Source organism: Thalassotalea sp. Sam97, from assembly GCF_041379765.1.
In the GTDB taxonomy this organism is placed as follows: domain Bacteria; phylum Pseudomonadota; class Gammaproteobacteria; order Enterobacterales; family Alteromonadaceae; genus Thalassotalea_A; species Thalassotalea_A maritima.
The window spans coordinates 3,184,004-3,210,567 of sequence record NZ_CP166919.1; the positions used below are offsets into that span (position 1 = coordinate 3,184,004).

Genomic DNA, 26,564 nt, shown 5'->3' on the forward strand with positions numbered 1-26,564 from the left:
TAAGGTTAACTCAGTCAATAACACCTAATAAGGAATCATTGTGACCGTTCCTGGAAACCTGTTTATTTTGTCTGCGCCTAGCGGTGCTGGAAAATCTAGTCTCATTAAAGCGCTACTTGCTGAACAAAGTACTCGCCCAATGCAAGTATCCGTTTCCCATACCACTCGAGCGCCACGTCCAGGTGAAGAAAACGGTGTGCACTATCATTTTGTCAGTAAACAAGAGTTCGAACAGCGCATTAGCAATGGTGAATTCTATGAGTGGGCTGAAGTTTTTGGTAACTACTATGGTACTAGCGAATCTGCTATCGACGCACAATTACAACAAGGTATCGATGTATTTCTTGATATCGATTGGCAAGGTGCGCAGCAAGTTCGCCTGAAAAAGCCACAAGTAACAACGATTTTTATTTGCCCACCGTCAAAACAAGAATTAGAGCAACGTTTGCGCAACCGTGGTCAGGACAGCGATGAGGTTATCAGTGACCGTATGGCACAAGCGAAATCGGAATGTTCTCACTACCAAGAGTTTGACTACATTGTCGTTAATGATAATTTTGAACAAGCATTGACCGATTTAAAGGTAATTATTGCCAATCAGCGCTTAAAGCAATCACAGCAAGCGATTCAGCATCAGGCGCTATTTAACGCCCTGCTTGAAGAGTAACAAACTGATTTTATTTAAATATTATAATCACGCAATGACAAGAAAGTGCTGGGCAGATAAAATTTTCGACAAGCGCTCTGTTATCGTTACTTTTTCGATCGACTTTATTGCCTAAGGATCAATAAAGATCTGGCATAAAATTATACGATTTAGTAAACTATAGGACTTATTGATTTAATTTAGCTTTTTTGGAGTAAGTAAATGGCTCGCGTTACTGTTGAAGATGCAGTGGAAAAGGTTGGTAACCGTTTTGATCTTATCCTTATTGCCTCGCGTCGTGCACGTCAAATCGCTACAGGCGGTAAAGATCCATTGGTTGAAGTAGAGAACGACAAACCAACGGTACTAGCGCTTCGAGAAATCGAACAAAACCTTATCAACAACGACATTATGGACAATGCTGATCGTCAAGAACAGGTTCAGCAAGAATCTGCAGAATTAGCAGCTGTTGCCGCTATCGTTGGTAATCAGGTATAAGCTAGGTTAACTCACCTTTAGCTAAGTTTTTTGAGAAAGCCAATGACCTACGTCATTGGCTTTCTTTTAGTTTATAGCTACTGGTCTGCCCCGTTTATGTAGCTTGCACAGCACCGATGATGAGGGTATCTTTATATTAAGTCTGGCAATGACTCTGACTTAATTGATATCCCTGCTATAGGAACAAGGTGGGATACCGTTTGCGAATAGATATCTTGCGGCGACCACGCACACAACAGCTAACATAGATGCCGCTTTTTCTCTCATATCTGTTTTATCGTACCACTTGGTATTGTTTGGCTTTGGAGCGCTAGGTGTATCTTTTTGAACCATTAAAAAAACTCGCAGAAACCTATTTATCGCCTGAGCAAATTGAATTGCTGAAGAAGGCGTACATCGTCGCGCATGACGCACACGATGGTCAAATGCGCTCGAGTGGCGACCCTTATATAACTCACCCTGTTGCCGTCGCACGTAACTTGGCAGAAATGCACCTAGATCATGAAACATTAATGGCCGCTCTTTTACACGATGTTATTGAGGATACTGAAGTAACCGGTGACGAGTTGGCTGAAATGTTCGGCAATACGGTTGCAGAGCTGGTTGAAGGGGTCAGTAAACTCGACAAATTAAGCTTTAGTAACAAGCAAGAAATGCAGGCGGAAAACTTCCGCAAAATGATCATGGCCATGGTACAAGATATTCGCGTTATCTTGATTAAACTTGCCGATCGTACTCACAATATGCGCACCTTAGGCGCACTGCGTCCTGACAAACGTCGCCGCATCGCTCGTGAAACCTTAGAAATTTATGCACCAATTGCCAATCGCCTTGGTATTCATGGCATTAAAAATGAGTTGGAGCTGTTAGGCTTTGAAGGTCTCTACCCAATGCGCTATCGCGCCCTTAAGGCGGCCGTCAGCCAAGCTCGAGGTAACCGCAAAGAAATCATCGATAATATTCGTGAAGAAATTGCTACTCGCTTAGAAGAATCAGGCATTGAAGCGCAAGTGATTGGCCGTGAAAAGCATCTATACTCCATCTATCGTAAAATGCTCAATAAAGAGCTGATGTTCAATGAAGTGATGGACATTTACGCGTTTCGTATTATTGTCGATAATAAATTCGATACCTGTTACCGCGCTCTTGGCGCCGTGCACAACTTATTTAAGCCGATTGAAACCCGCTTTAAAGACTACATCGCCATCCCTAAATCTAATGGTTACCAGTCTCTGCATACCTCGCTCATAGGCCCACACGGTATTCCTGTGGAAATCCAAATTCGTACCCAAGATATGGATCAAATGGCCGATAAAGGGGTAGCCGCACATTGGCTCTACAAACAACAAGGTGACGATTCGGGCACAACGGCACAAGTGCGCGCCCGCAAGTGGATGCAAAGCTTAATGGAGCTACAGCAAAGCGCAGGTAGCTCATTTGAATTTATTGAGAACGTAAAAACCGATTTATTTCCAGAAGAAATATACGTGTTCACCCCTGACGGTAAGATTATTGAGTTACCAATGGGCGCAACAGCGGTTGATTTCGCCTATGCGGTACATACCGATGTCGGTAATAGCTGTGTTGGCGCCAAAGTCTCTCGTAAACCGTATCCACTGCGCAAACCGCTGGAATCTGGGCAAACAATTGAAGTCATCACCTCAACAGGTGCTCGTCCCAATGCCACTTGGCTCAACTTTGTCGTCACTGCAAAAGCGCGCCTGCAAATTCGTAACTACTTGCGCTCAATGGAGCAAAATGAATCGCTTAACCTCGGTCGACGCTTGTTAACCCACGCATTAGCACCAACCAAGTTAGAAGAGATCCGCGAAGATATCATTCATGAGGTAGTGACCGAAGCCGGCTATAAGAACCTTGATGAGCTGATGATAAACATTGGTTTAGGTAACGTGTTAAGTATTGGTATTGCCCGCCGTCTCACCGGTGACTTTACTAATGAAAGTCATGAACCAAGTTATGGTAAGGCAAAAATGCCAATCAAAGGTTCTGAGGGCATGTTGGTTACCTATGGTAAATGCTGTCATCCGATTCCTGGAGACGATATCGTTGCTTATATCAGTTCAGGTAAAGGCTTGATGGTACATCAAGATGGCTGTCGCAATATCAAAGGTCGAGAAAAAGAGCTCGGTAAATTCTTCCCGGTAAAATGGGATAGCGATATCGACCATGAGTTTTTAGCCGCACTGCGCGTTGAAATTATCAACCACCAAGGTGCTCTGTCTAAGTTGACCTCGATTATTACCAAAGCCGATTCTCATATCCGTACCTTGTATACTGAAGAGAAAGACTCTAACTTATACTTAATCACTTTTGAGATAACGTGTAGAGATCGCATACACATTGCTAACATCATTAAAAAAATCAAAATAATACCTGATGTTCAACGCGTTTTCAGACCGAGAAAATAACAACACAGATTACTGAGTAAGCTATGAAAACAATTATTACTACAGACAAGGCACCAAGTGCTATCGGTACTTACAGCCAAGCAGTAAAAGTTCACAATACCGTGTATCTATCAGGGCAAATCCCGTTAGAGCCGCAAACTATGACCGTTGTTGATGGCGGCTTTGCAGAGCAAACACACCAAGTATTTAAGAACCTACAAGCCGTTTGTGAAGCCTCCGGTGGCGATCTAAATGACATGGTTAAAGTCAACATTTACATGACAGATTTGGATAACTTTGCCATTGTTAATGACATTATGAGTCAGTATTTTCAACAACCATATCCAGCACGTGCCGCTATCGGTGTAAAACAGCTACCTAAAGGCGTTGCGATTGAAATTGACGGCGTGCTTGAATTACCAAACGTGAACTAAACACATGACCCCAGAAAGACATAAACGTATCTTAGACATGCTTAACAAACGTCAGGTTGATTTAACCGTCGTTATGGAAGGCGTGCATAAACCACACAATCTAGCAGCGGTTATTCGTACTTGTGATGCTATCGGTGTTAACGATGTCCACGCTGTATGGAAAAATGAGCGCATGCGCGTGGGTGGTGGCACCGCACTCGGTTCACAAAACTGGGTTAACCTACATAATTACGACAGCACCAAAGATGCCCTAACCCGCTTAAAGCAATCGGGACATCAAATTTTGGTGACTAACTTGTCTGATACGGCAGTCGATTTTCGTGAAATAGATTACACCAAACCAACCGCCATTATTTTGGGTCAAGAAAAGTTTGGCGCTTCCGATGAGGCCTTGGCTATGGCTGATCAGGATATTATTATTCCTATGGTCGGCATGGTACAGTCTTTAAATGTCAGTGTCGCTTGTGCGGTTACCTTGTATGAAGCCCAACGCCAACGTCAGTTAGCGGGCATGTACGATAGCCCATCAAAAGTCAGCGATGAGCAGCGTAATCGAATTTTATTTGAAGGCGGTCACCCAATCTTTGCCGAAGCCTGCAAGCGCAAAGGCTTACCGTATCCACACATTGATGACGATGGCGAAATTGTTGCCGATGAGTCATGGTGGCAAAAAATGCAAATGAATAAAGAAGCTTGGCAGGATCTAGACGACTAATGACCACAGCGGTAAGCGAAGGATTGCAAAGTCTGGCCAATATTCCAGTCACTGTATTAAAAGGCGTCGGTCCTAGCATCGCCGCCAAACTGGAAAAGCTTGGCCTGCACAGTTTACAAGATTTACTGTTTCACTTGCCACTGCGCTATGAAGATCGCACCCGCATTTATCAAATTCGCGATTTAATCCCTGGCATTCATACCAGCGTAATAGGCACTGTTGTCGATAGTCAAATTCAATTTGGAAAGCGCCGCATGCTCTTGGTACGCATCAACGATGGCAGTGGCGAGCTAACACTGCGGTTTTTCCATTTTTCTGCTGCACAAAAAGCCAATTTAGCACCGGGCAAAATGCTACGTTGCTTTGGCGAAATTCAACGTGGCGGTCGCGGTTTCGAAATCATTCACCCTGAATATAAATCAGCCGAAGAAGACGCTGAAGCAGTGGCCGTAGAAGAAACCTTAACACCGGTTTATCCAACCACCGACGGCTTGCGGCAAATCAGTATTCGCAATATTTGTGAGCAAGCATTACAGCGACTCGATCGCGGTTCCGTAGAAGAGCTCCTACCGAGTCACATGCAAAATGATGGTTTAACCTTGGCGCAAGCGATTAAGCTACTTCACAAACCAACACCGGATGTATCAACAAGTTTATTCGAACAAGGTCGCCACCCTGCACAAATACGATTAATTCGCGAAGAGCTGCTTGCCCATAACCTCAGCATGCTTAAGTTACGTCAGTCCAGCGACAAGCACCCTGCTAAGGCAATACAGATAGATAGCGAACTCGAACAACGCTTTTTAGATTCATTACCGTTTTCGCCCACCAATGCACAGCAACGCGTCGTCAATGATATTCGTCAAGATCTGCAACGGGATATCCCGATGATGCGCTTAGTTCAAGGTGACGTTGGCTCAGGTAAAACCCTAGTCGCGGCACTAGCAGCCCTTACAGCTATTGGTCAAGGATTTCAGGTAAGCCTTATGGCCCCCACCGAAATCCTTGCTGAGCAGCATGCCATTAATTTTGGCAAATGGTTTGAGCCGCTAAATATTCGCGTTGGTTGGCTAGCCAGTAAAGCTAAGGTGAAACAAAAGCGCGAAACTCTGGCTGCCATTGCATCTGGTGAGATCCAAATGGTGGTGGGTACCCATGCGCTGTTTCAAGAGCAAGTACAGTTTCACAATATGACATTAATGATCATTGATGAACAACACCGTTTTGGCGTGCAGCAACGTTTAGAGCTGCGCGAAAAAGGCAAGTTTGATAACTGTTATCCCCATCAGTTGATCATGACGGCAACACCAATTCCGCGCACCTTAGCAATGACCGCCTACGCCGATTTAGACACCTCCATTATCGATGAGTTACCGCCCGGCAGGACACCGATAAAGACCGTGGCGATAGCCGACTTACGTCGCGATGATGTCATTGAACGGGTGCGCCTAAATTGTCTCAACGAAAATCGCCAAGCTTACTGGGTCTGTACCCTGATAGAAGAATCCGAAGTACTGCAATGCCAGGCTGCCGAAGATACCGCCGAATACCTACAGCAGCAATTAGGTGAGTTAAAAGTCGGCTTAGTGCACGGAAAAATGAAAGCGGCTGAAAAGCAAGCGGTAATGGACAAATTTAAAGATGGTGATATCCATTTACTGGTTGCCACGACAGTTATTGAAGTTGGGGTTGACGTTCCTAACGCCAGCTTGATGATCATTGAAAACCCAGAGCGCTTAGGCTTAGCACAACTGCATCAATTACGCGGGCGTGTGGGCCGAGGTAGTGTCGCTTCTCATTGTGTATTAATGTACAAGTCGCCTCTATCAAAAACCGCCACCAAACGTTTAGGCGTACTACGCGAGTCCAGTGACGGTTTTTACATTGCCCAGCGCGACTTAGAAATTAGAGGTCCAGGGGAGTTACTCGGCACCCGGCAAACAGGTTTGGCCGAACTAAAGATTGCCGATTTAGTGCGAGATGGCGATTTAATTCCCGACATCCAACAGCAGGCTTATTTGCTGTGGAAACAATACCCCGCAAACAGCCAAAGGTTGATTAACCGTTGGTTAGCGAATAAAGAGCAGTATTCAAATGCCTAACTTGGCATCCATGTTTGCGGCTTGAGTTGATACGCATAAAACACGCCTAGTTCGCAGGAAAACAATTAATTCATCACGGCTTAATAACTCGTTTGCTATAATTTGGCTAGCGTTTGGTTGGTTAATATTATTGCTATCGACCGTGGTGCTAACAGTGATCACTTATCAAGCGTTTGTATTGTTTCTAGGCAATTAAGCTCGCCAGCACGCTAATTATCTACCACTAGGCTTGACTTGAGCACAATTATCGCTAGTTTTAGCTATGCTTTCTCTACGACTTCAACCTTAAGGCGATTTATGATTCTTTTGCTGCGGATCATCGACAAGTACTGGTACTGGGTGACTTTCCTCATTATGGCGCTTATCGCGTTGTTATCTTTATACCCTCTGGATAGTTTACCGCCAGTACCGGGTAGTGACAAAACCCATCATTTCATTGCCTATGCTGCGCTCGCTTTTCCTGTTGCGCTAAGCAAGCCTAAATCTTGGTGGTATGTCATTGTCGCTATTATTGCCTTTGGCGGAATTATTGAATTAATCCAACCCTACGTAAATCGCTATGGCGAATGGGCAGATATGAGTGCCAACAGCTTAGGTGTGCTGGTAGGGATCATTTTAGCAACAGCAATGAAAGCCATATTCAAATATCAGCATGGCAGCAAAGTTAATTCGAAGGTCAAATAAAAGCTCGCTCCAAAGGTTGTAAAAACCACTTCCATGTCGATGTAACCTCTACTTTCACGACAAAATTGTTTTCCCTAGGCGCCATATTCCAGTACACTTAGGGACACTATTTACTATTGGTAAAACAAGCAGCAGCATGAGCAACGACAACAAAGATACCACCCATTTTGGCTATAAAACCATTAACAGCCAAGACAAAGAATCTATGGTCGCCAGTGTTTTTCACTCGGTAGCCAAACAATATGATGTAATGAATGATTTAATGTCGCTTGGTATCCATCGCTTATGGAAACGTTTCACCATTGATGCCAGTGGTGTCCGTCCAGGCAACACCATCTTAGATCTCGCTGGTGGCACCGGCGACTTAACCGCTAAGTTTTCTAAACTGACGGGACCGCAAGGTAAGGTCATTCTTGCTGATATTAATTCATCAATGTTGCAAGTTGGCCGAGATAAATTACGTGATCGCGGCATTGTTGGTAATGTTGAATACGTGCAAGCCAACGCAGAAGCACTGCCATTTGAAGACAATACCTTTGATATTGTTACCATCGCTTTTGGCTTACGTAATGTAACCAATAAAGACAAAGCGTTAGCGTCAATTTTTCGTGTATTAAAGCCTGGCGGCCGTTTGCTGGTGCTGGAATTCTCAAAGCCAGAGCATGACTTACTGAATAAAGCCTACGACTTTTATTCATTCAATATTTTACCGAAAATGGGTGAGCTAGTCGCCAAAGACGGCGAAAGCTATCAGTATCTAGCTGAGTCTATTCGCATGCACCCAGATCAAGAAACCTTAAAGCAAATGATGGACAACGTTGGCTTTGAGCAAACCAGTTACCACAACCTTACCGGTGGTATCGTCGCATTACACAAAGGCTACAAGTTTTAATGTTAAGCGCCGATACGCCAAATGCCGTGCAGCAATTAATGCCCAAACAGGTATTAACCGCGGTACTTGAGCAACTGATCAACAAAACGATTGATTTAGATGATAAGGCGCGCAAGTACCTAGAGGTCATTAACCATAATAGCCTTACGGTATTAATCAACGAGCTAGGGTTCCCGATTACCTTACATGTCGCTGATGGCCACATCAGCGTCATTGCCAACAAGCTTAGTGACGATTGCTTGATTGCCTGTAGCTTGCAAACATTAACTAAGTTACAACAAGCATCGTTAATCCCTCAGCTTATCAAATCAGGCGAGTTAGACATTGTTGGTGATGTCAAAATAGCCCAGCAATTTGCCTCAATTACCGAAAGGTTAAATATTGACTGGGGTACCCTACTCGCTGGACGAATTGGTGACGTACCTACTCATCAATTGCAAAAGTTGGCAAACGTATTAAAACAGAAATTCAGCTTTGCCAAACAACAAATAGGCGAAGATGCCAGTGAGTTTGTACTTCATGAGGCAAGATTAGCAGTGAGCACTAACGAAGTTGAGCAATTCAATCAGCAAGTTGCAGAGCTTGCTCAACAAGTTGATAGTCTAATCAGTCGCTTTCAATCGCTTAGGCATAAGTAAGCTCGCCTCGCCGAGTACTTAGAGCTAAGTTTTGCAACAACAAAAAAGAGTCTTTTTCGTGCGCAGCAAACGTTTATACCACATTGTTAAAACATTTCTTACCTATGGCCTAGATGAGCTAATTCCCAAAGAAAAGTTACCTTGGGTCGCCAAGCTCACACGGATGTCGTTATTCTGGCTACGCAATAAACACAAAGACAAACCCATAGAACAGCGTTTTCGCCTGGCAATTGAATCTCTCGGTCCAGTATTTATCAAGTTTGGGCAAATGTTGTCGACCCGACGCGATCTCTTGAGCCCAGAATTTGCTGCCGAATTAGCGCTATTACAAGATAAAGTTAGCGCCTTTGACTCAGATATAGCAAAGCAAATCATCATTGATAACATTGGCGAGGACACCTTTTCTCAACTATTCAGCGACTTTTCCGCACAACCACTAGCATCCGCTTCGATTGCACAGGTACATACTGCCACTATGACATTGCCTGACCAACCGGCTAAAGAAGTGGTTCTTAAAGTGATTCGCCCCAACATTGATCAAGTCATTGCTGCCGATTTAAGCGTCATGCACTCATTTGCGTCGCTACTTCGTCGCTTTTATCACGAAGGCAAACGCTTACGCCCAGTAGAGGTGGTTAATGAGTACAAAAAAACCATAATTGATGAGCTGGATTTATTGCGCGAAGCGGCAAATGCCATTCAATTGAAGCGCAACTTTGAAGGCGATAAAGTTCTTTACGTGCCAGACGTCTACAGTGAATATTGCAGTAAAGATGTTATGGTAATGGAACGCATCTATGGTGTTGGTGTTGGCGAAGTAGACAAGCTCAAAGAGTTAGGTGTGAATATGCAATTACTTGCCGAGCGCGGTGTTGAAGTGTTCTTTACCCAAGTGTTTCGCGATAGTTTTTTTCATGCAGATATGCACCCTGGCAATGTATTTGTCGACGTTAGCGATGTCAACGATCCAACATGGATAGCTATCGACTGCGGTATTGTCGGTACCCTCAACAAGGATGATAAACGTTATCTGGCTGAAAACTTTGTTGCCTTCTTCAACCGTGACTACCATCGTGTAGCACAGCTGCACGTCGATTCCGGCTGGGTACCTAGAGAAACAAGTGTCGATGAATTTGAGTCCGCCATCCGCACCGTGTGCGAGCCGATTTTTGAAAAGCCATTAGCGGAAATATCCTTTGGCCAGGTATTGATAAATCTTTTTAGTACCGCACGCCGCTTTAATATGGAAGTACAGCCACAACTGGTGTTATTGCAAAAGACCTTGCTCTATATTGAAGGGTTAGGTCGCCATTTATACCCGCAGCTCGACTTATGGCAAACCGCAAAACCATTCTTAGAAGAATGGGTAAAAGAGCAAATGGGCCCTAAAGCGTTACTTCGCTCAATTAAGCAAAACTTACCATATTGGGCTGAAAAAATGCCGGAACTACCAAATATGGTTTATCAATATTTGCAAACAGGACACCATAGCGCCCTTGAACAGCAACGTATTTTAGCGCAGCTACAACACCGCCAACAGCGCCAATTTAAACGCTTGCTAACGGGCATTATAGGCTCAACCATTACCTTAGCAAGTGCCATATTATTTGGCTTTGGTCAGCAAAACATTGCTATTGCCGGGGCGGTGCTAGGGGCAATAGTGCTACTCTGGGCAACCAAGAAGGTATAGGCCTGTTGCACATCAATTTAGGTAAAAACGAGCTTTGTACCTCGTTGTCCTGTCGAGTGTGCGAACTAAGGGTTATGTTTTTTAATAACTATTAATTACCTATTTTGAAAATAGCCCTCTACTCGCAAGGCGATACCAGGGGTGACTTTATAATCGTATTCTTCAGGAAAATGTATAAATGGCTCCACTTCAAAGTAGAGCCAGCGTCGATACGCATTAACACGATAACGATAATTGATGATGTAGTTTTCTACCTCAAAATTACGTTCATCACTGTCTTCTCCGTAAATAATTACCCCAAAGGCGCCTGCTCGGAAGCGATCGTATTGCTGTAAGTAATAATAACTATTACGCCAGCGATAACCCGAATAAGCTTCTGACGTGCGAAAATTTAAGTTAGCCCGCAACTGCCGTTCAGGACTCAAATTGTACTCGTACTCAAGTAAAAGACGAGATCCAAAGCCGTCATCTAAAAAGTAATACAGCTCAGGCTGGACCTTGAAGATATGCTGCTCTGCTACCTGATACAGCAATCGAGCTCTAACTTTGGCAAACAAATCACCGGACGAAATGCCGATACGACTATCAATAAACCTATCAGCCGATTCTTTATTAACTACCCGCAAGGCCGCTGTAAAGTTCTCGTCTTCCTCTTCTGGGTTACTTGGTCGCTGACCTTGTTTCCTCTCTAGCCCTTGCTCACTATCATCCTCATCAGACAGTAAAATATCGACACGTTCTTCTAAGTTTGGCAGTTTCATTTTTAAGCGAAAACGGTGCTTAAACACATTAAGATCTCGCGCTCTGGGTTCATAACCAAGGCGGATCCGCATTAACGTTTGTGGCGTGGTTTCTAGCACCTCATCAACCGCAAAAAATTTATCAAACCACAATGCCGTACCGTAAACGGAGTCACTAATGGTCTGATGTATACCAAATAGCCAATCATCCGCTGGGTCTGGATGCACTATCATGCGATCGGCATACTCTTGTTGCTCTTGTTCAGCTTGACTCACCTCCTCCGCTGCGTCTAAGCAGCACGGCGCCAGCACTAAAAAAAAAGCCAAAAGCGTAAATAAGTTGATATTTTTCATGTAATTATTGTTACTAAAATTCAAAGCATCATCGAAACAGCGTCACAATTAATTAGTATAGTCATAAATCTCAACGCTGGGCTCGGTTGCCAAAACTGGCGACTAAATCCATGGCTGTATCCCCACCTTATAAAATCATAAGCTTATCTAGAGAAATAAATTGTCATACGAAAACGAATAAACAGGATTTAAGGTTTGTAAATTGATATGATATATCGCACACTTACCAAGAATATTTCAAGATAGGAATGCTTTATGATGGGTATCAGTATTTGGCAACTACTAATCATTTTCGCGATCATCATTTTGTTATTTGGCACCAAAAAGTTACGTAACATTGGCAGTGATTTAGGCTCGGCTGTTAAAGGCTTTAAAAACGCGGTAACAGATGAAGATAAAAAAGAAGATGAAGCCAAGCAAATCAGTGAAAAAAATAAAGTAGAAGATAGCGAAACAACCAATAAGAAAGAAAAAGATCAGGCCTAATCTATGTTTGATATCGGCTTTTGGGAATTAACGGTTATCGCCGTTATCAGCCTCATTATTCTCGGCCCTGAACGTATGCCTACGGCGATCAGGACGGTTCGTGGCTGGGTACGCAGTATCAAGCAGTTTAGCAGTAGCATGCAAACCGAACTAAAAGAAGAGCTGCGAATTCATGAGCTCCATGAAAGCTTGCGTAAAGCTGAACAGCAAGGTATGAAAAACTTATCTCCAGAGCTACAAGAATCTGTCGATCAACTTAAAGCCGCAGCTGAACAAGCAAATCGCCCATACGCAAACAGTAACAATCAGCAGACTTCTTCTACTAATAGCCACGATGAGCAAAACAGTGTTGATGTTAAAACGTCAACACCTAACAACGACGACACCTCACAAGAAAAGACAAAGTAGCCATATACTATGACGCAATCATCCGGTTCTTCACTCTTTGAGCATCTTCTCGAACTCCGTTCACGTTTACTGGCTATGGTTGTCAGCGTACTAGTGGTTTTTCTCTGTTTAGCCTACTTTGCGCAAGACATTTACCAGTATCTCGCAAAACCATTGTTAGCGGTTTTACCTGATGGCGCTAATATGATCGCAACCGATGTCGCGTCACCATTCTTTGCACCATTTAAACTTACCTTGGTGGTGTCAATTTTTGTCGCCATGCCATTTGTTCTTTATCAAATCTGGCGCTTTATTGCCCCCGGCTTATACACCAATGAAAAGCGTTTAGTCGCGCCATTACTATTTGGCTCCAGCTTACTGTTTTACGGTGGCGTCGCTTTTGCGTATTTTGTTGTATTCCCACTGGCATTTGAATTTTTCAGCAATTTCGCCCCTGCCGGCGTCACTATTGCAACAGACATCAGTAGCTACTTAGACTTCGTATTAAAACTGTTCTTTGCTTTTGGTGCCGCTTTTGAAATCCCTATCGCGATTATCTTAATGTGCTGGACAGGGTTCACCACAGTAGAAAGCTTACGCATAAAGCGACCATACGTAATTGTTGGCGTGTTCGTCGTCGGCATGCTGCTCACTCCTCCTGATGTGATTTCGCAAACACTACTGGCCTTACCCATGTGGTTGTTATTTGAAATCGGCTTGATTTTGGCATCTTTTTATCGCCCTCGAGATGAAGAAGATGAAGACCACGAAGAAAATGCCAATATAGGTAACTAACTTTTATGAAACGCATAATAACAATGATGGCTTGCTTATGTTCGTTAAGCGCTATGGCCAATACGGATACCCGTATTATCGATTGCAGTAAATTAACCAATGATAGCGACCGCCTTGCTTGCTACGATCGCATCGCAGCTTCGTTAACAACACCAGTAGAACAGGCTAGTGCTGATAACGTTGTTACAAAACAGGTAATACCGCCTGAGGTTGCAACGAACACAACAACAAACCAAGCGCAACCAGCTACTGCCGATCGCTTTGGTTTAGAGCATAAACGTACAGAACAAGAAAAAGCTACTGATGATCTAACAATGACCATCAGCAAAGTAAAGGCTCGTGCCTATGATGAGTGGATCCTATGGTTTGAAAATGGTCAACAGTGGCAAACCGTCAGCAGTAGTCGCAGCAAATTTAAAGTCGGTCAAGAGGTAGTCATTAGCCGTGGCGTTTTCAACTCTTTCTCACTGAGCATTAAAGGCCAAAACCGCTCGGTAAAAGTCAAACGTATAAAATAACACAGGAGCTACGGTTTGATAGATATTGGTATTAACTTAACCAATAGTCGTTTTGATAAAGATCGTGCACAAGTTATTGACGCGGCAAAGCAGCACGGCGTGCATGCTCTTATCATCACAGGTACCAATCAAGCCGAAAGCAAAGCGGCAGCCAAGCTTGCTGATCAACATGCCGCTTTGTATGCAACTGCAGGCGTACATCCGCACGATGCTGATAACGTCAGTGATGATTACTTACAACACTTAAAAAGCTTATTACTCAACGATAAAGTGGTTGCGGTTGGTGAGTGTGGGCTTGATTTTAACCGTAATTTTTCTACCCCTGAAAACCAACAACGTGTTTTTGCCGAACAAATAGCATTGGCTATTGAAGTACAAAAACCACTGTTTTTGCATCAGCGAGATGCCTTTGCCACATGGCAGGCAATGCTTAATGAACAAATAAGCAAAACATCAGGTGGCGTCAGTCACTGCTTTACCGGCAACTTAGATGAGCTTAAAGGCGCCCTTGATATGGGCCTTTACATCGGTATTACTGGCTGGATTTGTGATCCTAAACGTGGTCAAGAGCTTTACGACATTGCTCGTTATATCCCTCTCGATCGCATTATGATCGAAACCGATGCCCCTTATTTAACACCGAAAAACATTCGCCCTAAGCCAAAATCAAGTCGTAATGAACCCAAATACCTCGCTTTCGTTGTAGATACTTTGGCTAAGGCCATGAATATAGACAATGAAACGTTAATTGAACACGCCAGCAATAACACCAAAGCCCTGTTTAATTTGCCTGGTTAGGAGTAACAACATGAATCAATCAAATCAGTTTGGTCAATTTCCTGCACGCCGTATGCGTCGCATGCGTAAGGACGATTTTTCACGTCGCTTAATGGCTGAAAACCAACTTACCGTTAACGATCTTATCTACCCTGTATTTGTTTTAGAGGGTGAAAATCAACGAGAAGCAGTGCCTTCAATGCCCGGCGTTGAGCGAAAGTCGATAGACTTACTATTAGAAGAAGCTGAAGAATTGGTGCAACTAGGCATTCCTGCAATCGCCATTTTCCCTGTAACGCCACAAGATAAAAAGTCACTCATGGCCGAAGAAGCTTATAATGATGACGGCTTAGCTCAGCGTACAGTACGTGCATTAAAAGAAAAATTTCCCGAGCTTGGGGTGATCACCGATGTTGCACTCGATCCTTTCACTACTCACGGCCAAGATGGCATCATTGATGATGAAGGCTATGTATTAAATGACATAACCAAAGATATCTTAGTCAAACAAGCGCTATCACATGCCCGTGCCGGTGCCGACGTCGTGGCGCCATCTGATATGATGGATGGTCGTGTTGGCGCAATACGTCAAGAGCTTGAACAACAAGGCTTTATCAACACTCGAATACTTGCCTACTCAGCAAAGTACGCCTCAAACTACTATGGTCCGTTTCGTGATGCTGTCGGCTCTGCGGGAAATATCAAAGGTGGTAACAAGTATTCTTATCAAATGGATCCGGCTAACTCTGACGAGGCGTTGCAGGAAATCGCCCAAGATATTTATGAGGGCGCTGACATGGTTATGGTTAAACCGGGTATGCCATATTTGGACATCGTCCGTCGAGTTAAAGACAACTTTCAAGTACCAACCTATGCCTATCAAGTAAGTGGCGAATATGCCATGCACATGGCCGCAATTCAAAATGGCTGGTTAGCTGAAAAACCGTGCATAATGGAAGGCTTATTAGCATTTAAGCGGGCTGGTGCCGATGGCATTTTAACTTACTTTGCCAAACAAGTGGCTCATTGGTTAAAAGAGGACTAAGCCATACATAGCGGACGGTATTATCTATTACTGCATACGGCAATCTTAATGCTTGCTGTATGCGCCTTGTTTGCTAAGTGGATAAACTTACCCGCTCTATATATTGTTTGGGGGCGTTGCTTTTTCGCTACCATCGCCCTATTGATATTTTGCTTTTTACGCAAAACCTCACTGCAAATAAGTAGCTATTTAGTAAAACGGCTAGTTATTACTGGCGCACTGCTGGCTTGCCATTGGTGGAGCTTTTTTCACAGCATTCAACTAACCAATGTCGCCGTAGGCTTGTTAACTTTCGCCTGCTTCCCCTTATTTGTACCAATATTAGAACGTATCATTGATGGTAAACCGCTACAGATGACGTTGCTAATACAGGGGCTATTATGTCTGTTGGGCATATATTTGGTGCTACCAGACGAGCTTAGCGTCGGTTTCAGGCAACAATGGCAGGTGGGTATACTATTAGGCTTATTATCTGCAGCAACCTTTGCGTTAGTGACGTTTTATAATCGCCGCTTTGTGCAAAAACAATCACCGCTTTTGATCAACCTTTATCAACAGGCGACCGCAATGGTGTTATTAAGCCCATGGCTACTTGCCTATGATGTACATATCAGTGGAGAAGATATCTTACTGTTATTATTGCTTGGTACGGTGTTTACTGCCCTTACTCACACACTGATCACCTATTGCTTGCGCTTTATCCCAGCCTTCAGCGCCAGTTTGGCATTTACTCTAGAACCTGTATATGGCATCGTCGCAGCCCATTGGCTGCTGCAAGAGCCATTAACACTAACCACTATGTTAGGTGGTGGTCTGATTGTCGCAGTTTGCGCCTATTCGGCATCAAAGCAGTACCAATCGCACGCTGCCAATTAATCATTCACAACGCAGACTGACTGCTCGCGTGATTTATCTAATGATATGGCTAGGCTAGTTACGCTCAATACTAAAGTGAAATCCACATGCGGTGATATCTTTGCATTCTTGTTTCAATTCAGCAGAAATTAGCGGATGCTTTTGGCAAAATGCTTGGGGAAGCTTTAATACTAAGGTGTTCTCACTGGCTTGCAAGATAAAGTCTGGCATCGCGTCATCACGGCGACGCTTGGCAAGTATCACCGCTAATCGCAATAAGACGATAAGGTAAATGGCTTTTTGTTGCTCAGTATAACTTTGTTCGGTAATTACCGACAAATTGATATCTGTCTTGTAATTAGCAACTAAGGCGGTAAGCAGTAATCGCTGGTCATGGCTAAAACCCGCTAAGACGGTATTAGCCAATATATATTGGGCATGCTTTTTACTACGTTTAAATTCGAGTAGCAAACCAATCTCATGTAATACACAAGCCGATTGCAAGATGCTGGCAAGCTCATTGCTTAGTTGCCAAGATTTTTGCACCTGACTAACTGCTTTATCCGCCAAGTTAGCCACTCGGTAAGCGTGCATTTCATCGATGCTAAAGCGCTCTATTAATCCCATCAAAGTGCGCTGGCGAATATTCATGTTGCGCATGTTAGGTAACAATTCGTATAAGATACCCTCGCGTATTGCGCCACCAGCTAGCTGTACTTCATCAATCGCAAATTCCTCAAGTATGGCGATTAAAATTGCCAAACCAGGGGCGAAAACCGGCTTACGGTCATCTTGCAAACCAACAATATTAAGTTGATTCAATTGCTGCCCAGCAATAACTTGCGTCTTCAATAAACGTAAGTTTTCAAGCGTTAATTTTTGACCGAGACCTTGAGCACTTAATGTTTCAGCTGCGGCTTGCAAGGTACCCGACACCCCCAACACCAAATCCCAGCCAAACTGCTGGTAGTCAGATTTAATTGCCGAAAGTTTGGTTTTTGCCGCGCGAATCGCGTCATTAAACGCTTGCTCTGATAAAACACCACCAGAAAAATAACGATGATTAAAAGTGACGCAACCGATATCAAGAGAGCGTACTATTTTCGGTTCAAACTGTTGACCAACAACGAGTTCTGTACTGGCACCACCGATATCGATCACCAAGCGGGCTTCAGCACCACACGTTGTGTGCGCCGCCCCTAAATAGATATGACGAGCTTCTTGCTCTCCGGTTATCACCTCAATAGGAAACCCGAGTACCGTTTCAGCTTGTTGTAAAAACACATCGGCATTTTTTGCCAGACGCAGCGTTGCGGTGGCTACCACGCGAATATTCTCGCGCGGAATATCTTGCAATCGCTCAGCAAAAAAACTTAAGCACTCCCAACCACGCGCCATCGATTTATCATCAAGCATATGATTATCATCAAGTCCTGATGCTAGGCGCACTTTACGTTTTACTTTATCAACCACTTGCACGCTGTCAGCAACAAGTCGTGCAATTAACATATGGAATGAATTAGAGCCAAGGTCGATAACGGCGTACAAAGGCTCTGCGACGGATGGAAGCGGTTTACTCATAAAATGTTAGTTTTTATGCGGCCCCGGACGGCGGTTACCTGACTGACCACCACGTTTAGGGCTTGGTTTATGACGACGCTGTTTAGGCTTAGGTTTCGGCAAATCGGTTAGCAATGCATCGGGGTTATATTTGCTTACCGGCAAACTATGCTCAATGTACTGCTCGATAGCAGGCAAATTAAATACATATTCTTCACAAGCTAAACTAATGGCATGCCCCGAGGCTCCTGCTCGACCTGTACGACCAATACGGTGCACATAGTCTTCACAATCGTCAGGTAAGTCGTAGTTAAACACATGCGTTACCGCCGGAATATGTAAGCCTCGCGCGGCGACATCGGTTGCCACCAAAATATCTAAATGGCCTTGGGTAAAATTCTCTAATATTTTTAAACGCTTATTTTGCGGCACATCACCCGTTAGCAAACCAACTCGATGTTTATCAGCATGCAAGTAGGCGTAAACCTTTTCACAGGTATGCTTGGTGTTGGCAAAAATAATCGCTTTATCAGGCCATTCTTCCTCGATAAGCGTTTGCAACAAAGCCATTTTGTCTTCGTTGGACGGATAAAATAGCTCTTCAGTAATGCGCACATTGGTCTTTTGTTCCGGTGCGACTTCGACACTAACCGGCTCATTCATGTGCTCAAATGCGAGCTCTTTAACACGGTAACTTAGCGTTGCTGAAAATAGCATATTAAGACGTTGTTTCGCTTCTGGCATGCGACGGAACATATAGCGAATATCTTTAATAAAGCCCAAATCAAACATGCGATCGGCTTCATCAAGCACGACAACTTCAATGTTATCTAAGCGGTATACACCTTGCTTGTAGTAATCGATTAAGCGACCACAGGTGCCAATAAGTACGTCAACACCTTGCTCCAGCGTTTCTCGTTGGCTTTCATAACCTTCACCACCATAAATCACACCAAGACGCATGCCCGAGGCTTTCGCCATAAACTTGGCATCGTTAGCAATTTGAATAGCTAACTCACGGGTTGGCGCCATAATAATCGCTCGAGGCTGATTGTGACCCGGATTACCATTGGCGAGTAAGTGGTGGAAGGTAGCGGCTAAAAAGGCAATGGTTTTACCTTCACCAGTCTGTGCTTGGCCGGCAATATCTTTACCAGTGAGGAGGATAGGCAGCGATTTTGCCTGAATAGTCGTGCAGTTGTGAAAGCCCATAGCATCTAAGCCACTCACAACTTTAGCATTTAAACCAAGTTCGCTAAACTTAGTATCAGTTAAGTGTGTTTTATTCATGCTTAAAGAATAACACCGATTAAATTTTCGAGTAAGTAATATCTTAGTGAAAAGAGATATTTATATACGTCTATCGATTTTTTTTAAGATATCGATACAATATCCCTTGTAATTATTGGCAAACGACCCAATATCGACACATATCGCAAGCCTAACTGTAGGTTTGCCACAGATTTATCAGGCTAATCGCCACTTAATTGGAGACAAAAATGAGCGATAAGATTGTTCAGCTGACTGATGACAGCTTTGACGAAGTAGTAAATTCATCTACCCCAGTGTTAGTTGACTTCTGGGCTGAGTGGTGTGGTCCTTGTAAAATGATCGCTCCAATCCTAAATGAAGTAGCGGAAGAGTATGATGGTAAAGTAACCATCGCTAAGCTAAACATTGACCAACACTCTGCATCACCTCAAAAATTTGCGGTACGTGGTATCCCTACTTTACTGCTATTCAAAAACGGTGAAGTTGCAGCGACAAAAGTTGGCGCACTTTCTAAAAATCAATTAAAAGAATTTTTAGACGCTAACATCTAATCTATATTGAAAAGGCCAACAGCAATTGTTGGCCTTTTTTCTTTAAATGGTCGTACTTCTAACTTAGTCGCTTTACCAATTGGTTATTTAATGCTAAGTTACACTATACATACCGAATTTCTAATTTAACCCTTTTCGTTTCAGCAACTAATAGCCAATTCAGTCGAGTGGCACTTGCAAAACACAAATTAAAAGACCCTTCAATATGAACCTGATCGAACTTAAAGATAAATCCATTAGCGAGCTTCTTAAACTTGCTGAAAGTATGAAGCTTGAGCACCTTGCTCGTAACCGCAAACAAGATGTTATCTTCGCAATTTTAAAAGCTCACGCAAAAAGTGGTGAAGACATTTTCGGTGGTGGCGTTTTAGAAATCTTACAAGATGGCTTTGGATTCTTGCGTAGTGCAGATTCATCATTTTTGGCGGGTCCGGACGACATTTACGTATCGCCAAGCCAAATTCGTCGTTTTAGCTTACGTACTGGTGACACCATTTTCGGTAAAATCCGTCCGCCAAAAGATGGCGAGCGCTACTTTGCCCTACTAAAAGTTAATGAAGTTAACTTCGACAAGCCAGAAAACTCACGTAACAAAATCTTATTTGAAAACCTTACCCCGGTTCACCCGAACGAACGTTTAACCATGGAACGTGGTAATGGTAGTACAGAAGATATTACCGCTCGTGTATTAGACTTAGCCTCTCCAATTGGTAAAGGTCAGCGTGGTTTGATTGTTGCACCACCAAAAGCAGGTAAAACCTTATTACTGCAAAACATCGCACAAAGTATTGCTCACAACCACCCAGAGTGTGAGTTAATGGTATTACTTATCGATGAGCGTCCTGAAGAAGTTACCGAAATGCAGCGCTTGGTTAAAGGTGAAGTTGTTGCCTCAACCTTTGATGAACCAGCAAGCCGTCACGTACAAGTTGCCGAAATGGTAATTGAAAAAGCCAAACGCTTAACCGAGCACAAGAAAGATGTGGTTATCTTGCTAGATTCGATTACTCGTTTAGCTCGTGCTTATAACACCGTTATTCCATCATCAGGTAAAATTCTTACTGGTGGTGTTGATGCTAATGCTTTACACCGTCCTAAGCGTTTCTTTGGTGCAGCACGTAACATCGAAGAAGGCGGCAGCTTAACCATTATCGCCACAGCACTTGTTGATACCGGCTCAAAAATGGATGAAGTTATCTACGAAGAGTTTAAAGGTACCGGTAACATGGAGCTTCACCTATCTCGTAAAATTGCTGAGAAACGTGTATTCCCTGCGATTCACTTTAATCGCTCAGGTACTCGTCGTGAAGAAATGCTAACCAAGCCAGACGAATTACAAAAGCAATGGGTACTGCGCAAAATCGTTCACGAAATGGACGAAATTGCGGCAATGGAATTCCTTATCGATAAATTGGCCATGACCAAAACCAATAACGAATTCTTCGACGCGATGAAAAAAGGCAAATAAGCGCCAGTAAACCTTTCTAGCAAATTATTAAAGCCGCTTATCTACCACAGGTCAGCGGCTTTTTTATTACTTGATGTCAGCCCATTGCTACCGACACAAGATCCACAAGCCCGCTGATACCCTTTAAAAAATTACAGCAATCAAAGCGCTGATCAGCGATAATAACACCGTCTATAACCCATTGAACATTCTTCGAGAGCACCACTTTGAGTACAGAACAAGGCAAACGTCTTAATAAATTCATTAGCGATACAGGTTATTGTTCACGTCGCGAAGCCGACAAACTTATTGAACAGCAACGTGTCACCATCAATGGTAAACCGCCTGAGTTAGGTACAAAGGTACTACCTAGTGATGAAGTTCGTGTGAATGGTAAATTGATTAATGCCGTTCGCGAAGATAAATCCGATCGTATCTATCTTGCCTATAACAAACCGATTGGCATTACCTGTACTACAGAGCGAAAAGTAAAAGGCAATATCGTTGATGCCATTGGTCATAAGCAGCGCATTTTTCCTATTGGTCGCTTAGATAAACCTTCGGAAGGGTTAATATTTCTTACTAATGATGGCGATATCGTTAATAAGATCTTACGCGCTGAAAATGCTCACGATAAAGAATATGTGGTCACCGTTGATAAACCAATCAGTGAACGCTTTGTTAAACGTATGGCGCAAGGCGTGCCTATTTTGGGTACGGTTACTAAACCTTGTCAGGTTGATGTGGTCAGTAAGTTTGTTTTTAAAATCATTTTAACCCAAGGTTTAAACCGACAAATTCGCCGCATGTGTGAGTACTTGGGCTTCGAGGTTACCAAACTCAAACGTACCCGCATTATGGCGGTGGAGTTAGGTAACTTAAAACCAGGACAATGGCGCAACTTAAACGCCAAAGAAATGCAGCAAATTAACGATGCGGTTGCCGGTTCACGCAAAACATCATTAAGAGCAGAGCAAAATCTTGGTAAAGAAGTCAAAGCCGCCGAAAAACATAGCGAACAAGTGTCACGACAAACAGCAAACCGAAGCACGAAACCTAACGACAAAAGCAGCTCGCGAGCAACGGGTGCTAAGACCACAGGCAAAACATCGGAAGCTGATAACAACAATAGCCGAAAACACGCATACAAACCTGATCAAAAGCGAACACCAAAACCACGATTAACCGGTAAACTGACCATAAAAAAATAGCTCACATAAATATTTTCACACATGCTAATGCTGGTAGCTATTCTAGTTGCCAGCTCTATATCAAACACATCCAAAAACACAATAAAGCGCATTGATTTCATAAGCTTAAAGCTGTTAGATTAATGATGCGAGTGGGTGTAGTTTCATCATTTTTGTATCTTGCTAGTCATGCCATTTGCCTTCAATCTCGTTCTACGGGTCACTCTAATCACCAAAGCCCGTTGAGCTTTTCTATCAATATGGAATAAGCATAAATATTAAGGAACTTACATGTTTAAAAAAACTATGTTGGCTGTATTGCTGGCTGGTACGTCGTTTGCATCTTCTGCAAATTGGGTAGCAGGGGCTGGTTATATGAGCTTCTCAGACAGCGAAGATGGTATAGATATTAACCTTAACGCTGTTATCGGTTCAGTTGGGTACAAATATCTTATTAATGATAACTTTTCGATTGTACCCGAGCTACGTTTAGGGTTTGGTCTAGGTGATGATACGTTTACCTTTTATGAATACGACTACGTCGTCGATGCCGAAGGTGACATTGTTGCTGGCGAGCCTATTAATAGCTTTATAGTGAAGACAGAGCTGGAGCGTTTTTTTGCTCTATCGTTACGTGCTGAGTACGATTTAAAAAATGGTGTCTACCTATTCGCCGTTCCTTCATATGCCAACGCAAAATTTAAGGCAAGCGCATCATTTATGGACGAAAGCTTTTCCGCTTCTGAAGACTCTTGGGAGTTTGGTCTTGGCGCTGGTGCTGGTTATAAGTTTACTGACACCGTGGCCGCGGAGCTAAGCTACGAGCAATACGATGGTACCGATATTTTGAATGCTAATATAAAATTCAGCTTCTAAATTATTAATCGAATAATATAAAAACGGGACCCTATTGTTATATCAGGTCCCGTTTTTTATTCTATACACTCATCGCAAATTATGGGCGCGTGTATTGTTTTGGTTTCTCGCTGTCTAATGTTAAGTAGCGATCGCGCAATTTGGTTTGACGTGACTCAAGTGGCACTTCAACACCATTAATAATCACGTGGGTTGGCGCTTCCATTACTTCTAATGGATCTCCTGACCAAACTACAACATCGGCTTGCATACCAGCTTTTAGCGCACCAATTTGTTCATCCATACCGTAGATTTGTGCAGGCACGGTTGTTAATGCCGCCAAGCCTGCCGCATATGGCAAACCATTGGCAACGGCGTTACCCGCCTGCTGTGGCGCTAAACGAATATTATGGGTGTCCATACCAACCGCCACTTTTACGCCGGCCGCATGCAAACGAGCGGCGTTTTCAAGCGTTGCGCCATTTTGCTCAAATGCATATGGTAGGTTTGATTCAGGGTTAATGATCACCTCAATACCTGCTGCTGCCAACTCATCCGCTACGCGCCAAGCTTCCGATGCGCCGACTAGGGTGATGTTTAATCTAGGGTAATCTTGCAACAACGCTAGCACTTGGCGAATATCCGCAGCGCGATGAGCAACAATTAATAGTGGTACATTACCATTAACAACGGGCATTAACGCACGCACGTCAGACTTAGAAAGCGTCCCATGCCAGTCGGTAACGGGTGTTAAATTAACGCCATACCAATCAGACTTAGGACTGAATTTCATACCTTGTGCGAATACTGCTTCAGCAAAGGCATCACGTACTTGCATCCACAATGAAGCTCGACTACCGGCAGTTTTATCAGCACCACTATTAGAAATATCAATGGTCATAAAGGCACGACGCTTGGTTACTGGCGTTTCGTTATCACCTAAGGTGATCATAGCCCCTAAACCTTTAAATAAGGTGTCGGTATATGCCATGCTTGTTGCGGCGCTAGTAATACCTTCAATGCGACTGATATTACGCAAGGTAGTATCTGGTGAGACAGCGTAGCTAACATCTAACGAGGCTTGATAATGGCTATTTTCAACCGTTGAGTCGACAGTGTTAGCCCAAGATGATACTTCGACTAAACCTAATGAGGTATAAGCACCAATAAAACCAGGCGTAACCACTTTGCCGTTTGCATCAATAACACGGTAACCATCGGTAGTAATATCACTACCAACAGCTTGAATACGACCGTCATCGATTAGTACAGTGGCATTATCAACTGTACCTTGCTCACTCATGGTGTGCACGGTACCACCAACAATGGCAATTTTTTCTGCATTAGATGCAAAGCTTGTTACGCACAGAGCCGCTAAAGCGGTTAATTTAAATTTGCTCATTTGCGGTCTCCTTCACCTACTTGTCCTAACTCATAATCGGCAATTGCCCAACTCTCTGGAGTATTGCGATCGAATGCTAAGCCACCGTCGATAAATACCAACTCAGCTTGTGCATACGTTGAAAACGGCTCGTTATTCCATAACACAACGTCGGCGTTTTTGCCTTCTTCAATAGAGCCAGTGTGCTCGAAGATACCTAGCGACTTCGCTGCATTTGAGGTCAACCAAATCCATGCATCGGCTTTTGATATTTCTAAACCTGCACGTTGGCCATCAGACAACGCTTTGGCGGCTTCTTGGTTTAAACGCTGAATACCTTGGTCACTATCTGAGTGAACAATCGCACACGCTTGTGCAGCATGTACCATAGGTACGTTTTCGCGAATCCCATCATAGGCTTCCATCTTAAAGCCCCACCAGTCAGCCCACATCGCCGAACAAATGTTATTTTCAGCAAGTAAGTCGGCAATTTTGTATGCTTCAACAGCGTGTTGGAATGAGGCGATTTGATAGTCGAACTCTTTCATAACGTCAATCATGGTGCCCATATCATCTGCACGGTAACAGTGCATATGTACTAAGATTTCACCATCAAGTACCCCCATTAGGGTTTCTTTGTTTAAGTCACGCTTTGGTGGCTTAGCATCTTTGCCAGCATTGTAATCTGCTTCATATTTTTCCCACGCTCGTTTGTAATCCTGAGCGTCAGACCATGCTTGACGATAACCAGCAACGTTACCCATACGCGTCATTGGTCCACCTTTTTGGCCATAGACACGCTTTGGATTTTCACCACAAGCCATTTTTAAACCATATGGTGCATCAGGGAATTTCATGTCTTGAATAACACGACCTGGTAAGTTTTTCACCGTTACACTGCGACCACCAACCAAGTTAGCGCTACCCGGCAGAATTTGCAGAGTGGTTACACCGCCTGCAAGGGCACGACGAAAACCAGGATCTTGTGGCCAAATTGAGTGCTCAGCCCACACTGCTGCAGTTACGGGCTTAGTCATTTCGTTACCGTCAGCATGTGCACCAGCATCAGGCGTTGCATAGACACCCAAATGGCTGTGCACATCGATAATTCCTGGCGTCAACCATTTACCACTACCATCGATGACGACAACATCATCAGCCAAATTAATATCGCTACCAACTTTGACGATTTTGCCGTTTTCTAACAAAACTGATACGCCTTGTTGCATACCACCAATACCGTCATACATGTTGACGTTTTTGATTAAGGTTGTTTTAGCAGGTAAAGGCTTATAACTGCTTGGGAATGGATCTTTGTTAATTTCAACAAAGGCTGCTTGTTCTTTCTTGTCGCTTGCTTGTTCACCACAACCGGTTAATACCGCTGCAGCAAGCAAAGAAACAGAAGTCAACAAGACTTTATTGACGTTTTTCATTACTACTCATCATCTTATTATTGTCAGGGTACTACACTTTAGCAGGCAAGATTATTAATGTCATCGCCATACACGGCAGATATTGGGTTAATCATCGCCATTTTGCTCGTCATCGGTTGTCGATCCTCGCAAGCTTTGACATATTCGTCATTTTTCGTTCAAATAAGCGGCCCTAATCGCTATAATGCAGACAAATTAACGCATAATA

Annotated in this window: 26 protein-coding genes; 21 read left to right on the top strand and 5 right to left on the bottom strand. The window is 43.5% G+C overall.

Annotated elements, in window-relative coordinates:
* The first annotated feature begins 37 nt into the window (after positions 1–37).
* The 10 genes from gmk to ubiB all read left to right on the top strand — a co-directional run bounded on the left by gmk (position 38) and on the right by ubiB (position 10,707).
* Positions 38–667, top strand: coding sequence for a guanylate kinase (gmk, locus tag ACAX20_RS14240; protein WP_371189667.1), 630 nt, complete (start codon positions 38–40; stop codon positions 665–667).
* Positions 668–868: 201 nt separating this feature from the next.
* Complete coding sequence (rpoZ, locus tag ACAX20_RS14245) at positions 869–1,144, top strand: DNA-directed RNA polymerase subunit omega (RefSeq protein ID WP_371187250.1); 276 nt, start codon at positions 869–871, stop codon at positions 1,142–1,144.
* 314 nt (positions 1,145–1,458) lie between these two features.
* Positions 1,459–3,573 (top strand): bifunctional GTP diphosphokinase/guanosine-3',5'-bis pyrophosphate 3'-pyrophosphohydrolase, encoded by a 2,115-nt coding sequence (gene spoT / locus ACAX20_RS14250; RefSeq protein ID WP_371187252.1) that lies wholly within the window; start codon positions 1,459–1,461, stop codon positions 3,571–3,573.
* Between the two features lie 23 nt (positions 3,574–3,596).
* The gene (locus ACAX20_RS14255; RefSeq protein ID WP_371187254.1) at positions 3,597–3,986 is read left to right on the top strand and encodes a RidA family protein; all 390 of its coding nucleotides are present in this window, start codon (positions 3,597–3,599) and stop codon (positions 3,984–3,986) included.
* 4 nt (positions 3,987–3,990) lie between these two features.
* Positions 3,991–4,701, top strand: coding sequence for a tRNA (guanosine(18)-2'-O)-methyltransferase TrmH (gene trmH / locus ACAX20_RS14260; protein ID WP_371187256.1), 711 nt, complete (start codon positions 3,991–3,993; stop codon positions 4,699–4,701).
* Positions 4,702–4,724: 23 nt separating this feature from the next.
* On the top strand, positions 4,725–6,803 hold the full coding sequence (recG, locus tag ACAX20_RS14265; protein ID WP_371189668.1) for an ATP-dependent DNA helicase RecG: 2,079 nt from the start codon (positions 4,725–4,727) through the stop codon (positions 6,801–6,803).
* A gap of 297 nt (positions 6,804–7,100) precedes the next feature.
* Complete coding sequence (locus tag ACAX20_RS14270; RefSeq protein WP_371187258.1) at positions 7,101–7,487, top strand: VanZ family protein; 387 nt, start codon at positions 7,101–7,103, stop codon at positions 7,485–7,487.
* A gap of 136 nt (positions 7,488–7,623) precedes the next feature.
* Positions 7,624–8,379, top strand: a complete 756-nt coding sequence (ubiE, locus tag ACAX20_RS14275) for a bifunctional demethylmenaquinone methyltransferase/2-methoxy-6-polyprenyl-1,4-benzoquinol methylase UbiE (protein WP_371187259.1) — start codon at positions 7,624–7,626, stop codon at positions 8,377–8,379.
* Complete coding sequence (locus ACAX20_RS14280) at positions 8,379–9,017, top strand: SCP2 domain-containing protein (protein ID WP_371187261.1); 639 nt, start codon at positions 8,379–8,381, stop codon at positions 9,015–9,017. The genes ubiE and ACAX20_RS14280 overlap by 1 nt, the downstream gene beginning before the upstream one ends.
* A 58-nt stretch (positions 9,018–9,075) precedes the next feature.
* A complete protein-coding gene (gene ubiB, locus ACAX20_RS14285; RefSeq protein ID WP_371187263.1) occupies positions 9,076–10,707 on the top strand; it encodes a ubiquinone biosynthesis regulatory protein kinase UbiB in 1,632 nt (543 codons plus the stop codon).
* A gap of 95 nt (positions 10,708–10,802) precedes the next feature.
* On the opposite strand, the gene ACAX20_RS14290 is transcribed toward ubiB, so the two are convergent.
* A complete protein-coding gene (locus ACAX20_RS14290) occupies positions 10,803–11,801 on the bottom strand; it encodes a hypothetical protein (protein WP_371187265.1) in 999 nt (332 codons plus the stop codon).
* A 255-nt stretch (positions 11,802–12,056) separates the two neighbouring features.
* Between ACAX20_RS14290 and tatA the strand changes: the two genes are divergently transcribed.
* From tatA to ACAX20_RS14325, 7 genes are read left to right on the top strand one after another with little or no spacing between them, the layout of a single operon-like run.
* Positions 12,057–12,287: a Sec-independent protein translocase subunit TatA gene (tatA, locus tag ACAX20_RS14295; protein ID WP_371187267.1), complete on the top strand. Its 231-nt coding sequence runs from the start codon at positions 12,057–12,059 to the stop codon at positions 12,285–12,287.
* 3 nt (positions 12,288–12,290) lie between these two features.
* Positions 12,291–12,695 carry a Sec-independent protein translocase protein TatB gene (gene tatB / locus ACAX20_RS14300; protein WP_371187269.1) on the top strand — a complete coding sequence of 135 codons (405 nt, stop codon included), beginning with the start codon at positions 12,291–12,293 and terminating at the stop codon, positions 12,693–12,695.
* A gap of 9 nt (positions 12,696–12,704) precedes the next feature.
* On the top strand, positions 12,705–13,469 hold the full coding sequence (gene tatC, locus ACAX20_RS14305; RefSeq protein ID WP_371187271.1) for a twin-arginine translocase subunit TatC: 765 nt from the start codon (positions 12,705–12,707) through the stop codon (positions 13,467–13,469).
* A gap of 5 nt (positions 13,470–13,474) precedes the next feature.
* Positions 13,475–13,987 (top strand): hypothetical protein, encoded by a 513-nt coding sequence (locus ACAX20_RS14310; RefSeq protein ID WP_371187273.1) that lies wholly within the window; start codon positions 13,475–13,477, stop codon positions 13,985–13,987.
* A 15-nt stretch (positions 13,988–14,002) separates the two neighbouring features.
* Positions 14,003–14,785 (top strand): TatD family hydrolase, encoded by a 783-nt coding sequence (locus ACAX20_RS14315; protein ID WP_371187275.1) that lies wholly within the window; start codon positions 14,003–14,005, stop codon positions 14,783–14,785.
* 10 nt (positions 14,786–14,795) lie between these two features.
* Positions 14,796–15,809: a porphobilinogen synthase gene (hemB, locus tag ACAX20_RS14320; protein WP_371187277.1), complete on the top strand. Its 1,014-nt coding sequence runs from the start codon at positions 14,796–14,798 to the stop codon at positions 15,807–15,809.
* Between the two features lie 30 nt (positions 15,810–15,839).
* Positions 15,840–16,685 carry a DMT family transporter gene (locus ACAX20_RS14325; RefSeq protein WP_371189670.1) on the top strand — a complete coding sequence of 282 codons (846 nt, stop codon included), beginning with the start codon at positions 15,840–15,842 and terminating at the stop codon, positions 16,683–16,685.
* A gap of 54 nt (positions 16,686–16,739) precedes the next feature.
* Here ACAX20_RS14325 and ACAX20_RS14330 read toward each other — a convergent pair whose 3' ends face one another.
* Positions 16,740–18,245 (bottom strand): guanosine-5'-triphosphate,3'-diphosphate pyrophosphatase, encoded by a 1,506-nt coding sequence (locus ACAX20_RS14330; RefSeq protein ID WP_371187279.1) that lies wholly within the window; start codon positions 18,243–18,245, stop codon positions 16,740–16,742.
* A 6-nt stretch (positions 18,246–18,251) separates the two neighbouring features.
* On the bottom strand, positions 18,252–19,514 hold the full coding sequence (gene rhlB / locus ACAX20_RS14335; RefSeq protein ID WP_371187281.1) for an ATP-dependent RNA helicase RhlB: 1,263 nt from the start codon (positions 19,512–19,514) through the stop codon (positions 18,252–18,254).
* A 209-nt stretch (positions 19,515–19,723) separates the two neighbouring features.
* Between rhlB and trxA the strand changes: the two genes are divergently transcribed.
* From trxA to ACAX20_RS14355, 4 genes are all read left to right on the top strand, one after another.
* Positions 19,724–20,047, top strand: a complete 324-nt coding sequence (gene trxA / locus ACAX20_RS14340) for a thioredoxin TrxA (RefSeq protein WP_371187283.1) — start codon at positions 19,724–19,726, stop codon at positions 20,045–20,047.
* Positions 20,048–20,252: 205 nt separating this feature from the next.
* The gene (gene rho / locus ACAX20_RS14345; protein ID WP_371187285.1) at positions 20,253–21,515 is read left to right on the top strand and encodes a transcription termination factor Rho; all 1,263 of its coding nucleotides are present in this window, start codon (positions 20,253–20,255) and stop codon (positions 21,513–21,515) included.
* A gap of 206 nt (positions 21,516–21,721) precedes the next feature.
* The gene (gene rluF / locus ACAX20_RS14350; protein WP_371187287.1) at positions 21,722–22,705 is read left to right on the top strand and encodes a 23S rRNA pseudouridine(2604) synthase RluF; all 984 of its coding nucleotides are present in this window, start codon (positions 21,722–21,724) and stop codon (positions 22,703–22,705) included.
* Between the two features lie 270 nt (positions 22,706–22,975).
* Positions 22,976–23,560, top strand: coding sequence for an outer membrane protein (locus ACAX20_RS14355; RefSeq protein ID WP_371187289.1), 585 nt, complete (start codon positions 22,976–22,978; stop codon positions 23,558–23,560).
* Between the two features lie 79 nt (positions 23,561–23,639).
* On the opposite strand, the gene ACAX20_RS14360 is transcribed toward ACAX20_RS14355, so the two are convergent.
* Both ACAX20_RS14360 and ACAX20_RS14365 read right to left on the bottom strand, forming a co-directional pair.
* Positions 23,640–24,941 carry an amidohydrolase family protein gene (locus ACAX20_RS14360; protein ID WP_371187291.1) on the bottom strand — a complete coding sequence of 434 codons (1,302 nt, stop codon included), beginning with the start codon at positions 24,939–24,941 and terminating at the stop codon, positions 23,640–23,642.
* A complete protein-coding gene (locus ACAX20_RS14365; protein ID WP_371187293.1) occupies positions 24,938–26,356 on the bottom strand; it encodes an amidohydrolase in 1,419 nt (472 codons plus the stop codon). Before ACAX20_RS14365 ends, ACAX20_RS14360 begins: the two co-directional genes overlap by 4 nt.
* Between the last annotated feature and the right edge of the window lie 208 nt (positions 26,357–26,564).

Bases quoted from the DNA above. Each gene is read 5' to 3' on its own strand.
- rpoZ (WP_371187250.1), top strand. From the start codon at position 869: ATGGCTCGCGTTACTGTTGAAGATGCAGTGGAAAAGGTTGGTAACCGT.
- ACAX20_RS14255 (WP_371187254.1), top strand. From the start codon at position 3,597: ATGAAAACAATTATTACTACAGACAAGGCACCAAGTGCTATCGGTACT.
- trmH (WP_371187256.1), top strand. From the start codon at position 3,991: ATGACCCCAGAAAGACATAAACGTATCTTAGACATGCTTAACAAACGT.
- ACAX20_RS14270 (WP_371187258.1), top strand. From the start codon at position 7,101: ATGATTCTTTTGCTGCGGATCATCGACAAGTACTGGTACTGGGTGACT.
- ubiE (WP_371187259.1), top strand. From the start codon at position 7,624: ATGAGCAACGACAACAAAGATACCACCCATTTTGGCTATAAAACCATT.
- ACAX20_RS14280 (WP_371187261.1), top strand. From the start codon at position 8,379: ATGTTAAGCGCCGATACGCCAAATGCCGTGCAGCAATTAATGCCCAAA.
- ACAX20_RS14290 (WP_371187265.1), bottom strand. From the start codon at position 11,801: ATGAAAAATATCAACTTATTTACGCTTTTGGCTTTTTTTTTAGTGCTG.
- tatA (WP_371187267.1), top strand. From the start codon at position 12,057: ATGATGGGTATCAGTATTTGGCAACTACTAATCATTTTCGCGATCATC.
- tatB (WP_371187269.1), top strand. From the start codon at position 12,291: ATGTTTGATATCGGCTTTTGGGAATTAACGGTTATCGCCGTTATCAGC.
- tatC (WP_371187271.1), top strand. From the start codon at position 12,705: ATGACGCAATCATCCGGTTCTTCACTCTTTGAGCATCTTCTCGAACTC.
- ACAX20_RS14310 (WP_371187273.1), top strand. From the start codon at position 13,475: ATGAAACGCATAATAACAATGATGGCTTGCTTATGTTCGTTAAGCGCT.
- hemB (WP_371187277.1), top strand. From the start codon at position 14,796: ATGAATCAATCAAATCAGTTTGGTCAATTTCCTGCACGCCGTATGCGT.
- ACAX20_RS14330 (WP_371187279.1), bottom strand. From the start codon at position 18,245: ATGAGTAAACCGCTTCCATCCGTCGCAGAGCCTTTGTACGCCGTTATC.
- rhlB (WP_371187281.1), bottom strand. From the start codon at position 19,514: ATGAATAAAACACACTTAACTGATACTAAGTTTAGCGAACTTGGTTTA.
- trxA (WP_371187283.1), top strand. From the start codon at position 19,724: ATGAGCGATAAGATTGTTCAGCTGACTGATGACAGCTTTGACGAAGTA.
- rho (WP_371187285.1), top strand. From the start codon at position 20,253: ATGAACCTGATCGAACTTAAAGATAAATCCATTAGCGAGCTTCTTAAA.
- ACAX20_RS14355 (WP_371187289.1), top strand. From the start codon at position 22,976: ATGTTTAAAAAAACTATGTTGGCTGTATTGCTGGCTGGTACGTCGTTT.
- ACAX20_RS14360 (WP_371187291.1), bottom strand. From the start codon at position 24,941: ATGAGCAAATTTAAATTAACCGCTTTAGCGGCTCTGTGCGTAACAAGC.
- ACAX20_RS14365 (WP_371187293.1), bottom strand. From the start codon at position 26,356: ATGAAAAACGTCAATAAAGTCTTGTTGACTTCTGTTTCTTTGCTTGCT.